This is a genomic window from Cohnella sp. WQ 127256 (assembly GCF_024519285.1).
Taxonomy (GTDB): Bacteria; Bacillota; Bacilli; order Paenibacillales; family Paenibacillaceae; genus Cohnella.
In genome coordinates, this window is the sequence record NZ_JAMZCY010000001.1 from 434,359 (window position 1) to 449,653 (window position 15,295).

Here is a 15,295-nt window from a genome sequence, read left to right on the forward strand (position 1 = left end):
TTTAGATTCCGAAAATTAAGGCTTTTTGTTAAAAATGATCGCTATGTTCATCCTACGGAACGAACTATACTTGAACGAAAGATGGGAGGCGATCCTTTGTGACAACGATAATGGAAGTAAGAAAGCGCTTTAGTCAAGCCGATCCGAATTTCGGTCCGTTACCGTTCTGGTGGTGGAGCGCGGAAGAGGTTACGGCTGAGCGAGTACGTTGGCAATTGCAGAAGTTCCGTAGCGGAGGCCTCCGGAATATTGGCATCATTAATATCGCTCCTACGGGTCCTCAGTATGGAAGCGTAAGCGACAATCCCGTTCACTATTCAGAACGCTGGTGGACGATGTTCGAGATCGCATTACGCGAAGCGGAACGGCTCGGTATGCGCCTGTATTTCTATGATCAAATCGGATTTTCCGGATCCAATATCCCGTCAAGACTCGTAACCGAGAACCCTGAGTATGCCGGCTATGGCTTGCGCCGCTTGCCGGTAAGTGAACCGTTGTCGGAAGGCGCGACGTTGCTCCTTGAGCGTGAAGATTACCGCTACGTTGCCGTAAGACAAGGCTTCAATTGGCTTGACCCTGTGGCGACGTCGTCATTGCTCAAGCTCGTTCATGGTGAATTCGAGCGGAGATTTCCGAACGATCTGGGTAAGACGCTCGGCGGGAGCTTCCAGGATGAATTGCCACCGCTACCGTTATGGACGACGGAATTACCCGCAAAATATAAGCTTCAATACGGTGAGGATATATATCCTGATCTGCCCGCTTTATTCGATGATCTGCCCAACTCAGCAATTGTGCGCAGACGGGTGTACAAGCTAGCGGCTGAACTGGCTGAGCAGTCTTTGTTCATTCCACTAGCACAATGGCATGAGAAGTACGACATGTTAATCTGCTGCGATCAAGCGGGTCCTGCACGCAGGGCTGATGTGCATGGCGCACAGCGATTGTATTTGGATTATTTCCGTACGCATCGCTGGTATAATGCAGCGGGTAGCGACATGGATGGAGAAATTAAGCCGCATTCTTCGATGGTGCACCTTCATGGCGGCAAGCGAGTATTTCTGGAAGCGTTCCATACGAGTGGGTGGGGCGGAACTCTCGAAGAAACCTTACATTGGCTCATTCCGTGGCTGCAAGCAGGAGTCACCTTATATAGTCCTCATTCCGTGTATTACAGCACGAGAGGAGGCTGGTGGGAGTGGGCACCCCCAGATACGGGTTGGCGTCAGCCCTATTATGAGCATTATTCAATCTTCGCGGATACGATCAGCCGAGTGTGTTCGTTATTAAGCGAAGGTTCTCATGTGGCAGATATCGCAGTACATTATCCAGCAAATGCAGTATGCGGATACATGTCCTTAGCAGATGGCGGCGATCTGGAGCATCCGATGGTCGTTGCCAACCAGATGCCTCATCCCTCGCTACAGCACATTCACAATACGTATGTAAGCATAACGGGGCGCTGGGGACGGAAGGAGCAGCGCAATCTTGGAGCACTGAGAGAAGTGTTCCGAGATTATGATATCGTGGATGATTCGGCGTTAGAGAAGTCGTTCGTTGAGGAGGGCAAGCTAGCCATTGCGAATGAGCGGTTCTCTGTACTCCTGCTCTGTGGAACAACAGAAATGGACGAAGCCGCGCGATTGCGGGTAGAAGGGTGGATTAAGCAAGGAGGACAAGTGATTGTAGTCGATGTCCTTGACGAGCAGCCTCCGCTTGAAGGAGCGATCTATGCGGCTTCTGCCGAAGAAGCGGTTGCCATGATTACCGCAAGCGTACCTGTAAGGATAGAAGGATCGGGCATGAGCTTGCACCGCCGGACAAATGATGCGGATGTGTTCCTATTATTGCCTGAAGAAGGTACATTGCTAAGAATGCACGAGCCTGCGAATGAACGCACGACGGTGCAGCGACAAGGCACATATCGCTTACGCACGGCTGGAGCGCCTCAGATTTGGGATCCTGTTAGCGGAGAGGTATTAGATGCCGTGTATAAACGAGATGGGGAATGGGTAAAGGTTGATGTCCCCTTCGACAGTTGGCCCGCTGCATTAGTTGTATGTCCTCAGTCATCGTCCTTGACGACATCAGCCATGGAGCAAGCACCGGGACTCGACTTCCAGCAAGGCCCAATGCCGGCACATGTTCGGGGTGAACAGGGGTCCGGTGAAGAGATCGAGATTCCGAGCGATGCATGGCGGATTCAAGCGGTGTCGACCCTTGATAATCGATATGGAGATTTTGACCTTCATGGTGAGTACTGTGAGTATGTACCGATTGAGACGCGGCTTGTTAAGGTTCAAAGAGAGTCTGGGGGTCAGACTGGATTGCAAATTGGCTGGCACTTAAGTGCATATGATGATTCCGAGTGGAAGCAGCGTCTGTGGAGTGAAGCGGATTACTGGACAGCCTCTAAGGGTGAGCAGCACGATCCCGAGCATTGTTGGCCTGTTACCTACTCGCAAATCATGGGGGATATGAAATTCAGAACTTGGGCTGGGCGGATGGGCAGAGTCCCGCGAAGATTTCTCAACCTCGGATACTTGGAAGCGGGGGAAACGGTATGCGCGGCCACGCATGTCATCGCACCAACCACTGGGCGTTATTGGATCCGAGCAGAGAGCAATGCAAGGTTAGAGGGTTCGTTGAATGGCAAAGCGATTGAGTGGACTGGCGGACCTGAAGAACAAACCGCATGGCTGGAGCTAGACAGCGGAGCAAATGCACTCATCCTTCGCGCGAAGGCGATTGTTAAGGGGGTCATCCGAGCAGCTGTTGAAGTTAATACGGTAGCTCGCCCTGCATTGCCGAAGTGGATTTATGCGCAGAATCCGAATAGGAGCTCCTCTCTGAAGCTAACAATTCCATCCAGCGATGGACCGGTTCAAAAGGTTCGAATGGTATTCGCAGCCAAAGGCAGAGCCATTTTGTTCGTGAACGGGGAGCAGGTTATTGAGCATGGAGACTTCAACCCCTATATTCGTCAAGGGCAGGAGGAGCTGGATCTGACTGCACTATGGCGTAGCGGAGAGAACGAAATAAAATTCGTGCTACCCGAAGGTGTGGGAGAGGTATTCGCAGATGGGATCATTGAACGTACGGACGGAGATGCGATCTCCTTCTGCACGGGAGAGCATTGGCAGGACGAACAGGATAACGCACCATTCCTATTGCATGAAGCGGTCTTGCAATTCGCTGAGACGGAATCGCTGTGGATCACTGACCGAGATCATCCACTATCTGGCGTGGGGTGGTTGATGCCGTACGCCATACCGGATCCCACACCACTTAGCTTTCAGCGAGATCCTTCCGAAGCGGGTAAAGCGATTTGGCTGCGATACACCTTGCCGATTGGGGCTAACCGAATGAAGCTGCAATGTTCAGGTAAGAGTAGATTATGGATCGATGGGCAGGAGATCACCGTTCGTAATGGCATAGCAGATTTTACACCACAGCCAGCCCATGTCCAAGCTGCAGTGCGAGTCGAACCGTTCGGCATAAGCTCTGATACGGATGTGTTGAAGGGACCGATTCGTTATGAGACCGTTCCGACATTGGGATGTGTTGGAGATTGGCGGTCAGCACTCAATATGCCGCATTACAGCGGCGCGGTAGAATACGAAACGACGATCGAATTGTCCGGCACAGGGCAGGCTGATCTTGAACTGGGTCATGTGCGTGGAACGGCAGAATGCTGGTTGAATGGTCAATCTCTTGGAGTTAGGGCTTGGCGACCGTATCGGTTCAGACTGGGGGATGATCTTCCAGCAGGCAAATATGCGCTTCGCATCCGCGTGACGAATACCCTAGGGACGCATTATGAGGTGGGACGACCGACCAGTAATGTAGGAGGCAGCACGGATCCGAAAGTGTCGTATTGGGCGCTATCTTCGATGAGTCCGACCGCTCAGGACGATTTCGCTTCAGGCGGATTATACGGTCCTGTACGTATTAAAGTGCAGTCATCGAATAGCTAAATTCTTTGAAATGAACATCGACATCTTATAAATATTCACTTTCGATTTTACTGAAGTAACGGTACAATGCTTGTACTGTTACTTTTTTTTATTGTCTAATGAAAGCGCTTAACAAAAGGTGGAACGTCTAATATTTGGAAAAGTAGTGATTAGGTTATGAAAAGCAGGGAGCTATTCACGTTCTTCCGTCAATTGTGGGATAAATTCAGCAGTGTTCGTATTGTTAGAAAAATGGCTTTAGGTTACATTCTCCTCGTTGTTGTCCCGTTCATTACCTTCGGATTTTATTTTTTTAATCAAATCTATGATGAAATGATGGAAGAATACTCGCGAGGAAAGCAAGAGTTGGTTAGACAAGCAGCAGGAAGCTTCGATGTGAGTCTTGAGCAGGTGAAATCGGTCCATTCGTTGTTCCAATACAATCAGCAAGTACTTGAATACTTGAATGGCAATTATTTGGCAGAGGTCGATCAGGTTTATAATTATTTGAAAGACGTTCGCCCGGCATTTTCATTTGCTTATTTAGGCAATGAGGCGATCAAATCCATCCGCTTGTTCAAATCCAACCCATCGGTATTAGCTGTAGCCGGAGAAGTGGATAATTTGAATACACTATCTAATCCTAAGATTCTGGAACAGTTGAAGGAGCTCAAGGTCAGCCAGGGATTGTGGCAAAAACAAGAGGAGAGCGGAGCAGCAGGCATTCCTTATATTGCCTATTACCAAAGGCTCTACAACAACAGCTATGCGAGACAGCTGGCTGTTATGGAAGTGGTTGTGGATGATACGATTTTATCCAATTTTATGAATACGGTGAAGGCATCTAAGGGAACGGAAGTCATGATTGTTCACGATCAGAAGGTCGTATATCGGGACAAAAGCGATAGCTTCAATGATGAACGAGAGCAAGCGGCTATGGCTGCGTTCAAAGGTAAGAATGGCTATTGGAAAGATGGCAATCTGCTCGTTAACGTACTCGTGCGAAATGATCTGCAGCTCACCTTTTATTTTTTCAGTCCGTTGGACGAGGTGTTTTTGGATTTTCGTAAAGCAACGTGGGTAACCGGAAGTATCCTCTTTGTAATGCTCATCGTGCTTTCCGTTCTTTATTATTTGATCGCTTCTTTGCTGACCAAACGAATATTGAAGCTGGCGAAGCATATGCGACGGGTGGATGAGAACAATCTGAGTGTATATGAAGGCGAGACAGCGAGCGATGAGATCGGATTCCTGACCCATTCCTACAACTCAATGATTCATCGGATCGATGAGCTGCTGAATAAGGTTCAGAAAGCGGAATTGATGAAGAAGGAAGCCGATTATTTGGTCATGCAAGCCCAAATCAAGCCTCATTTTCTGTACAATACCTTGGAATCGATTCGCATGCTAGCTGAAATAAACGACGATCAAGAAGTCGTCGATGCAACTCATACGTTCGGCAAATTACTGCGGTATACGTTATCCTCGGGGGAAAATGAAACGCCGCTTGTAGATGAACTTAAGAATATTCGCAATTACTTGGAAATGTACAAGCTGCGGATGCTAGATCGTCTAAGCTATGAAATTCATGTGGATGCAGAGATCTCTGGATTATTTTGTCCGCGCTTTATTCTTCAGCCACTAGTTGAAAATAGTATCTATCACGGAATATCCAAGATCCGAGGCCAAGGTGAGATCAAGGTGAAGATAACGGAAGCCGACCCGTTCATTCAGATCACCATTGCCGATAACGGAGCGGGCATTACGGAGGAACGTCTTGCTATCATACGAGGTGTGCTAGACAATCGATTGGATCGAAGTGAACTCCAAACCGAAGACTCTGGTTTGGGATTATACAATGTGAGTGAGCGGATTAAGGTCTATTTCGGAGAAAGCTCGGGGCTGGATATTTACAGCAAGGTTGGAGAAGGCACGCTTTATGTTGTGAAGCTTCTAAGAGAAAGGGGAACTCCAAATGCTTAATCTAATGATTGTCGATGATGAACCATTCATGATTAACGGTCTGATGAATATTATCGAGAAGGGAAATACGCCTTGTTCGGAAGTGATCAAGGCTTCCGATGGTTTTGATGCGCTAGAAAAGCTGGAAAAATTTAGACCGGACTTGATGATTACGGATATCCAGATGCCAGAGATGGATGGGCTCGAGCTCATCCGCCAAGTTCAGGAAAGAGGTCTTTGCAAGCGTTTTATTATTTTGTCCGGCTATGATGATGTGAAGTATATGAGACAAGCGATCAAACGCCGGGTGATCGACTATTTGATGAAGCCGATCGACAAAACGGAGCTGTACGACATCTTGGCGAATGTATCGCTTGAGCTGATGAACTCATCGACTCCTAAGGAATATTCGAATGTACTAAGCCATACGGTATCCGATCCGACGATTGACGAATTAGAGGTAAGTCGGCTCTCCAAGAACGTGAAAAAAATTATTCAGTATATCGATCTGCACTATACGAAGGATCTTTCCTTGGATCAGATTGCCGACCATGTGTTCTTGCATCCGAATTACATCAGCGCTTTATTCCGTAAGGAAACGGGGCTTACCTTCATTCATTATTTGCATCTTTATCGGATCAAGAAAGCCAAAGAAATGATGGTCAAGGATATCGAGCTGTCTTTTCATCAAATATCAGAGCGTGTGGGCTATGAAAGTGTGAGACATTTCTTTAATGTGTTCAAAAAATACAGCGGCGCGACTCCCGGAGAATATCGGGAACAATTCAAGCTTCAAATAAGGTGCTGATGAAAGGATAGAAACAATGTTGGACTATCCATAGAACATATCGAAGACCGAATGCTTCAAAAAGAACATTCGAACCTGAGATATGTTCTATTTTGTATAGCCGTTATTCATGTGAAAATAGGGGAATAAGGATGTGATGCCAATGTTTAATAAGCCTATCCCGAAAATACTTCACGGTGGGGATTACAATCCAGAGCAATGGCCTGAGGAAATATGGCAAGAGGATATGCGGCTTTTCAAGCTTGCAGGGGTTGATATTGCGACGATAAACGTGTTCTCTTGGGCGTTGAACCAGCCTGACGAGAATACGTATGAATTCGGCTGGCTTGATCAAGTGATGGACATGCTTCATGACAATGGTGTATACGCTTGCATGGGAACAGGGACAGCAGCTCATCCGGCATGGATGGCGACCCAATATCCCGACGTTCTGATGGTCGATTTTGAAGGTCGAAAGAGAAAGTATGGCCGACGTCACAATTCGTGCGCCAATAGTCCGACATTCAAAACCTACTCCCAGCAAATCGCTTATCGGCTTGCTGAAAGATATAAAGACCATCCAGCCTTGCTGTTATGGCATGTGAACAACGAGTATGGTTCGCGCTGTTATTGCGATAATTGTGAGAAGGAATTTCGGAAATGGCTGCAGCGTAAGTATGGCAGCTTGGATGCTCTGAATGAGGCCTGGTACACTCGCTTTTGGGGACACACCTTCTATGATTGGAACGAGATTGTCCTGCCGAACGTGCTGAGTGAGCATCTGAGCTCAAGCAATCAGGATGCGACGGCTTTTCAAGGAATTTCCTTGGATTATGCTCGATTTAATTCAGATAGCATTCTGGAGAGCTATAAGCTTGAACGGGATGCGATCAAGAGCGTTATCCCGAATGCAGTTGTGACAACGAACTTCCAGGGCAACGGAACGTATAAGCCACTGGATTATTTCAAATGGGCCAAGGAGCTCGATGTGATCGCGCTCGATAGCTATCCGCCAGATGATGCGCCGCCCAGCTATACGTCGATGCGGCATGATCTGATGAGAGGGCTTAAGGGCGGAGCACCGTTCATGCTAATGGAGTCTTGTCCGAGCCAGCTGAACTGGAAGCCGCAAAATCCGCTCAAAAGACCTGGTGTGTCCAGACTATGGAGCTATCAGTCGATTTCTCGGGGTGCGGACAGCATTATGTATTTTCAAATGAGACGCTGTGCGGGAGCGTTCGAGAAATTCCATGGCGCTATGATAGATCACGCCGGTCATGAGAATACTCGCGTATTTCAGGAATGTGCTTTAGTTGGACAGGAGCTTGGCCAGTTAGGCGATCGAATTGTGGGTGCACGAACGCCTGCAAAGGCGGCCATCGTCTTCGATTGGGACAATTGGTGGGCGATCGAGTATTCGAGCGGGCTAACCGATCAGCTAAAGTATTTGCAGGAGGTTCAAAAATACTACGATGCGTTCCATGGTCGTAATATCGCGGTCGATTTCGTCAGTACGGAATCGGACCTCAGTGGATATGACGTCCTAGTAGCGCCTGTGCTGTATATGGTGAAGGAAGGCTATGCTAAGAAGCTGGAGCAGTTCGTCTCCGCCGGGGGGACATTTTTAACTACGTCCTTTAGCGGAATCGTAGACGAGAACGACAAAATCCCACTTGGCGGGTACCCAGGTAAGCTGCGTAATCTGTTAGGAATATGGGTTGAAGAGATTGATGCGCTCCTACCTTCGCAGCGCAACCTGATGCGAATGAACAGATCAGCTGGAGAGCTTGCTGGGTCGTATGAATGTAGCATTTTGTGTGATGTGCTGCATTCCGAAGGTGCCGAGGTGCTCGCGGAGTTCGGTCGTGAATTTTATCAAGGGATGCCAGCGCTAACCCGTCATTCCTTCGGCAGCGGCGAAGCCTGGTATGTCGCCTCTAGCCCGGAGCCGAGTTTCCTGGATAAGCTTGTACTGCATCTGTGTGCGAATAAAGGGATTACCCCCTTGCTGGATACCCCTGCGAATGTTGAAGCGACGTTCAGGGAAAAGGATGGGCACCGTTACATGTTCGTGTTAAACCATAATGATGATGCGAAGCTTGTGAACATTGGGCCACTAGCGCATAAGGATTTGTTGCGCGGTGGTGAGTTGAGCGGAGAAGTTAAGCTTGATCCCAAAGGTGTTCTACTGCTGCAAATAGGAGAGTGAACGTAACCATGAGCATAAATAACAACAATCCGATGCTGCTCTGGTATCAAAATCCAGCTGAGGAGTGGGTGGAAGCACTTCCGCTTGGGAACGGCAGAATGGGAGCCATGGTGCATGGCGGCATTAAGAGAGAACGCATTTCATTAAACGAGGATACCCTGTGGACCGGCTCGCCAAGGGAAGCCGACAATCTGGAAGCAATTAAGCATCTGGATGAATCTCGTAAGCTGATTTTTGCTGGGCAATATCGTGAAGCTCAGACGGTAATCGAGAACCATATGCTCGGACCCTGGTCGGAAGCTTATCAGGCGATGGGAGACCTAGAGCTGGAAATGGAACATGGCTCCAACGTACTGTCCTATCGCCGTGAGCTAGATCTAAACAGCGCAATTAGCCGCACGGAGTTTACGTATGGAGACACGACTTATGTACGTGAAGCTTTCATTTCAGCCGTCGATCAAGTCATGGTTATTCGGATTACTGCGGATCAGCCCAACAAAATAAACCTGCATGCTTCGTTGCGCAGTCCGTTGAACTATTCGACAGGAAAAATTGGTGTGGATCGCATTTTCATGGCTGGTGCAGCGCCTAGCCGTATGGATCCAATGGGTAGCCCTGCCGAAGAAACGGTATTCTTCGAGGAGAACAAAGGGGTGCGCTTTCAAGTTCAGCTTCAAGCTATAGCGGAAGGCGGGCATGTCGAGACGCATGGCGCGCGTTTGCTCGTCAAATCCGCAAATGCCGTCACTTTACTGCTTAGTGCCGCGACCAGCTTCAATGGCTATGATAAGGATCCCGTAACTGAGGGGAGAAATCCGGCTGAGCTGTGCGAAGGCTCGTTAGTTGAGGCCTCTCGGTATAGCTATGCACAATTAAGGGAGCGACACATCGCAGATTTCCAACCTTACTTCGATCGGGTGGAGCTGGATTTAGGCGGGGACAGCCGAACCGAGCTACCAACCGATGAGCGTATTATTGCTGTGCGCGACGGTGGGGAAGACGCACAGCTCGCTGCGCTATTTTTCCAATTCGGTCGTTATTTGATGATCAGCAGCTCGCGGCCCGGAACACAGGCGACTAATCTTCAGGGCATATGGAACAACATGACGAAGCCGCCTTGGTCATGTAATTATACGACCAATATCAATACGGAAATGAACTACTGGCCAGCCGAAAGCTGTAACCTCGCAGAGTTCCATTTTCCATTATTCGATATGCTGAATGATCTGCGGACGACAGGCGGTAAAATGGCAGATGTCTATTACGGCGCTAGAGGCTGGACCGCACATCATGGCGTCGATCTATGGCGCACGGCCACACCGCAGGGAGGACCATCGAAAGGACCGGCGACTTGGGCTTACTGGCCGATGACTGGGCCTTGGATGTGCCAGCATCTATGGGAGCATTATGCTTTCAGTGGAGATGTCGATTTCCTACGGGAAGTCGCCTACCCAATCATGAAAGAAGCGGCAATGTTCTGCCTTGATTATCTGGTTGAGGATGAGAACGGGAATCTCGTATCGTCTCCATCGACATCGCCGGAAAATACGTTCATCGCGCCGGACGGATCGCATGTTGCGGTCGGGATGAGCTCAACGATGGATATTGCGCTTATGCGCGAGCTGTTCACCAATTGCATTCAAAGCTATCGGATATTGAACGAAACCGATGGCTTCGGGGATACGTTGAGCCAGGCATACGATCGCTTATTGCCATTCCAGATTGGCCAGCATGGCCAGCTTCAGGAGTGGTTCCAGGATTTTGAAGAAGCAGAGCCGGGTCACCGGCATACGGCTCATCTGTATGGACTGCATCCGGGTAACCAAATTACACCTCGGGGAACGCCAGAGCTGACGCAAGCCGTGCGAACGACATTAGATCGCCGTCGAGTGTACGAGGGCACGGATACGATCGGCTGGTGCTTTGCTTGGAATATTAACATTTACGCACGGCTGGAAGATCCGGACAACGCTTACGGCTATTTAAGAAAGCTGCTCGGTAATCCGTTTCCGAACCTCTTTAACGCGCATCGACATCCCAAAATTACGTTTTATCCGTTCTCGATAGAGGCGAACTTCGCGGCTACAGCGGGTATTGCTGAGCTACTTGTACAAAGCCATGCTAGCGAATTACATTTGCTGCCCGCATTGCCTTCAGCTTGGAGCAGCGGCAGCGTGAGAGGACTTCGCGCCCGCGGTGGATATGAACTAAGCATGGAATGGAAGCAGGGGAAATTGCATCATGCAGTTATTAAGGCTTCCTTGAACGGGAACTGTAAGTTGCGATTATCCGAGTCTGTCACAATTGATGGCGTCGACAGTAAGATTGTGGCTGATGGTGTTGTCGAGTTCATGACTGAAGCGGGGAAATCGTATCGGGTTGTACCGATTTCAGATTAGATAGGCAGAATATTCAATATTGGAAGTCAGAATCGTCCCCTTTGCCACATCAGGCGAAGGGGATATGCTTAAATAATGCTTGTCTTATACGGTAGAACTGGAGGATGGTTATGAACACAATCGATACTGAAATACCAGATTGGATGAATTTGAACATTCTGGAACGTAATACGATAGCCCCACGGGCAGACTTGCTTCCTTACGGGGATTTTAATAGCGCTTTGGAGAAAAAACGTGAGGCATCGCCTTACTATCATTTATTAAATGGAAGCTGGAAATTCTGCTATGCTGGAAGTCCGGATTTGGCTCCTGCTCATTTTTTTGTAACCGATTTCAGAGATGAAGACTGGGATCAAATACCGGTACCTGGAAATTGGCAAATGAATGGATACGGAAGCCCACATTACAGTAGCTGTCCTTATCCTTTTCCTATAGATCCGCCGAATGTGCCGCTCATGAATCCAGTTGGCTGTTATCGCACGGTGTTTCAGCTTAGAGAGGGTTGGGATGACAGGCAGACTCGGCTCGTTTTCGACGGTGTGGATTCGTCCTATCATGTGTGGGTAAATGGTCAGTTTGTTGGATACAGCCAAGGCAGCCATAACCGTTCAGAGTTTGATATCTCTTCGTTCGTTCAGGCTGGACATAATGTGTTGGCCGTTCGAGTGTACCAATGGTGCGATGGAAGCTATCTGGAGTCTCAGGACAAATGGCGATTAAGTGGGATTTTTCGGGATGTGTTCCTATTATCGCTTCCGAACATGACCATTGAAGATGCTCGTGTACGTACGATACTGGCTAGCGATTATCGGAGTGCCGAGCTGGAGATGAAGCTGAAAATAACGCAAACCCATCAAGGGCATCGAGAAGCAAACTCTGCGGACTTTGACTCATGGAAGCTTCGTACGATATTGATGGACGAGCAGCGAGAGACAATTTTTGATCGTTATTATGAGGGATCGCTTCAGCCGGAAGATGGTCTAGAGAGGAGTATTATGCTCTCGGAACAGATCGAAGCTCCAAGCACATGGACAGCGGAAACCCCCTATTTGTACAAGCTACTGATAACGATATACGATGCTAACGATGTGATCCAGGAGGTTAAGGAGATATCGGTCGGCTTCCGCGATATTGCGATTAGAGAGGGACAGCTGTATATCAATGGGAAGCCGATTATTATTAAAGGTGTAAATCGGAATGAATTCCACCCGGTTACCGGTTATGTAACGACGCTGGAAGCTATGGTTGCGGATATTAAGCTGATGAAGCAGCACAATGTCAATACTGTTCGGCTATCCCACTATCCTAACGATACCCGTTGGCTGAATCTATGTGATCAATACGGTTTGTTCGCGATTGACGAGGCAGATCTGGAAACGCATGGCTTTCACTTTATTGAGGATGAGAGCTATCTAAGCAAGCATGAGGATTGGCGAGAAGCTTATGTTCAGCGGGCGAGAAAAATGGTGGAGCGGGATAAGAATCACCCGTCCGTTATTCTATGGTCACTAGGTAACGAATCCGGCTATGGTTCGAATCACGATGCGATGGCGCATTGGGTCAGAGAAGCAGATCCTACACGACCGATCCATTATGAACGAGCCTATGAAGCTTCCGTTGTCGACGTCGTCAGCACGATGTATCCCTCAGTTGATATGCTGATCGCGGAAGGGGAAAAGGATGACCCACGACCTTATCTAATGATCGAATTCGGTCATGCCATGGGAAATTCCACGGGCAACCAGAAGGAATATTGGGATGCGGTGTACGCCTATCCGCGGCTGCTCGGTGGACTGATATGGGAATGGTCTGATTTAGGTATCACTCAGAGCACAGCCGAAGGGAAGAACTGGTACGCATACGGCGGAGATTTCGGAGATGAGCCACATAGTGGACCCTTCTGTATGGATGGGCTTACGTTCCCGGATCGCGGTCTGAAGCCTTCGATACTCGAATACAAAAAAGCGATAGAGCCCGTGAAGATTGAAGCAATCGATATACTTGCCGGCCGAGTACGCATTACGAATCGCTATCATTTTGTATCGCTTGCGCATCTGTATGGGGAATGGAAGCTGATGCGGGACGGTATAGAGCTAGACGGGGGAACGATTGAGTCCCTATCCACAGAAGCTGGCTCACAGGACATCATTGAGTTACCTCTTAATGGCGCTCTGTTGAAATCTTCCGGTGATTATTGGATTCACATTCGATTTTTACTAAGAGAAGATACGGCGTGGGCAGAAGCGGGACATGAAATCGCATGGGCAGATTTGCAGCTACCAGTAGAAGGCGCTAGCACTGTATCTGCGACTATAGCAAAGCAACATCCTCTGCGGGTGGAAGAAGAGAAGAAGGAAATGATTATCTCCGGCGAAGGCTTCCGAATTACTTTCGATAAGCTCACAGGATGGATCTCGGCTTGGGAGCAACAGGGTGAGAATGTGCTTATTTCTGGACCTAAGCTCAACCTCTGGCGTGCTCCGGTTGACAACGATGTCCATCTGGCCAAGGAATGGATTAAAGCTGGGTATAATCGACTCGTTGCCGATGTTCGGAAATTTACGGTGTGCGAGAGTAATGAGGATATCTGCCGTCTATCGGTGGAAATGACTTTGGGAGCCAGAGGGGAAGGGCTTGCCTTCCGATCTATTATCCATTATGAGATTGACCGTAACGGACAGGTGAACATCGAAGCTACCCTTGATCCCACGAAGGAATTGCCTTCATTGCCGCGATTCGGCTTAGAGCTTCGTCTAACGGACAGCTATGATCAACTTACCTGGTTCGGCAAAGGTCCTCACGAATGCTACCCAGATCGCAAAGAAAGTGGAAAACTAGGTGTATACAGCGGAACTGTTGAAGAACAATTTGTCCCCTATGAGAAGCCTCAAGAGAACGGAAATAAGTCGGAGGTGCGCTGGTCCACGATTGTGAATGAGCAAGGGCTCGGCTTGCAGTTCAAGGGTAAGCTTCCTTACGAGATGAGCGTTCATCATTATTCGACTAAGGATATGACCGAATCTCGTCACATTCATCAGCTGACACGTCTGAATGAGACAATTGTTAAGCTGGATGCCGGACATAGTGGAATCGGTAATCATAGCTGCGGCTATGCGCCAACGATGGACAAATATTTGCTTAGCTCTAAGGAGCAGCGCTTTGAAATATCGATTGTAGCCGTGCGAAAGACGAAGCATGATTGATGAGTTGAAAGGGCCAAGTGCCGATGTGCTGCTATTGGACTTAGAAACAATCGAATTCGGGAGAAGGTTGACAACATGAGAATAATGATTACAGGTGCCAATCGCGGGATCGGATTAGCTATTGTCGGGGAGTTCCTGAAGCAAGGACATGAAGTGATTGCGGGCGTCAGAGATATCGGCCGCGCGGACAAGCTTGCGGAGTTGCGGGAAGCCCACCCCGGCTTGCTTACGTTGCTCACGTTGGATGTGCAGGAAGAGGAATCCGTTCGCGAAGCCGCGAGCCAAGTGAGTGAGGCGCAAGGAAATATCGACGTAATCATCAATAATGCAGCGATCGCGATCGGAAGACCGGATACAGTCGGTAACGCAGATTTGGCCGACTATGAGACCACATTCCAGACGAACGTGTTCGGTCCGGTTCGAGTGTGCAAACATTTTATCCCGCTTATTCAGGAAGGCGAGCGGGCGATGGTGATCAATATGTCTTCTACATCCGGAATTATGGACAACTGTAAGAGTCCAGATTATTCCTACGGGATGTCGAAGGCAGCGTTAAATATGTTTACCGGCAAGTTACGCCATGAGTTGGCTGGCCGCAGCATTAAGGTTTACTCCGTTCATCCCGGTTGGGTACGCACGGATCAGGGGGGGCCGGATGCGCCACTCGATGCTTGCGAGCCGGCCAAGCAAATCTATGAACTGGTAGCAGGGCTGCAGAAGCCTGACCATGATGGATTCTTCATCCATGCGGACGGCTCGCACTTGCCCTTCTAAAATCG

The 15,295-nt window shown here is 48.8% G+C and carries 7 protein-coding genes; all 7 read left to right on the top strand.

Annotated features, from left to right (window positions below):
* The first annotated feature begins 98 nt into the window (after positions 1–98).
* The 7 genes from M1K58_RS01765 to M1K58_RS01795 all read left to right on the top strand — a co-directional run bounded on the left by M1K58_RS01765 (position 99) and on the right by M1K58_RS01795 (position 15,290).
* Positions 99–3,977, top strand: a complete 3,879-nt coding sequence (locus M1K58_RS01765; RefSeq protein ID WP_256756951.1) for a hypothetical protein — start codon at positions 99–101, stop codon at positions 3,975–3,977.
* 156 nt (positions 3,978–4,133) lie between these two features.
* The gene (locus M1K58_RS01770) at positions 4,134–5,939 is read left to right on the top strand and encodes a sensor histidine kinase (RefSeq protein WP_256756952.1); all 1,806 of its coding nucleotides are present in this window, start codon (positions 4,134–4,136) and stop codon (positions 5,937–5,939) included.
* On the top strand, positions 5,932–6,726 hold the full coding sequence (locus M1K58_RS01775; RefSeq protein WP_256756953.1) for a response regulator transcription factor: 795 nt from the start codon (positions 5,932–5,934) through the stop codon (positions 6,724–6,726). The genes M1K58_RS01770 and M1K58_RS01775 overlap by 8 nt, the downstream gene beginning before the upstream one ends.
* A gap of 142 nt (positions 6,727–6,868) precedes the next feature.
* Complete coding sequence (locus M1K58_RS01780; protein WP_256758196.1) at positions 6,869–8,914, top strand: beta-galactosidase; 2,046 nt, start codon at positions 6,869–6,871, stop codon at positions 8,912–8,914.
* Positions 8,915–8,922: 8 nt separating this feature from the next.
* Complete coding sequence (locus M1K58_RS01785; RefSeq protein ID WP_256756954.1) at positions 8,923–11,313, top strand: glycoside hydrolase family 95 protein; 2,391 nt, start codon at positions 8,923–8,925, stop codon at positions 11,311–11,313.
* Between the two features lie 110 nt (positions 11,314–11,423).
* On the top strand, positions 11,424–14,516 hold the full coding sequence (locus M1K58_RS01790; protein WP_256756955.1) for a glycoside hydrolase family 2 TIM barrel-domain containing protein: 3,093 nt from the start codon (positions 11,424–11,426) through the stop codon (positions 14,514–14,516).
* A 75-nt stretch (positions 14,517–14,591) separates the two neighbouring features.
* On the top strand, positions 14,592–15,290 hold the full coding sequence (locus tag M1K58_RS01795) for an SDR family oxidoreductase (protein ID WP_256756956.1): 699 nt from the start codon (positions 14,592–14,594) through the stop codon (positions 15,288–15,290).
* Positions 15,291–15,295 lie beyond the last annotated feature (5 nt).

Coding starts and splice junctions, on each gene's coding strand:
- M1K58_RS01785 (WP_256756954.1), top strand. CDS start 8,923: ATGAGCATAAATAACAACAATCCGATGCTGCTCTGGTATCAAAATCCA.
- M1K58_RS01795 (WP_256756956.1), top strand. CDS start 14,592: ATGAGAATAATGATTACAGGTGCCAATCGCGGGATCGGATTAGCTATT.
- M1K58_RS01770 (WP_256756952.1), top strand. CDS start 4,134: ATGAAAAGCAGGGAGCTATTCACGTTCTTCCGTCAATTGTGGGATAAA.
- M1K58_RS01780 (WP_256758196.1), top strand. CDS start 6,869: ATGTTTAATAAGCCTATCCCGAAAATACTTCACGGTGGGGATTACAAT.
- M1K58_RS01775 (WP_256756953.1), top strand. CDS start 5,932: ATGCTTAATCTAATGATTGTCGATGATGAACCATTCATGATTAACGGT.
- M1K58_RS01790 (WP_256756955.1), top strand. CDS start 11,424: ATGAACACAATCGATACTGAAATACCAGATTGGATGAATTTGAACATT.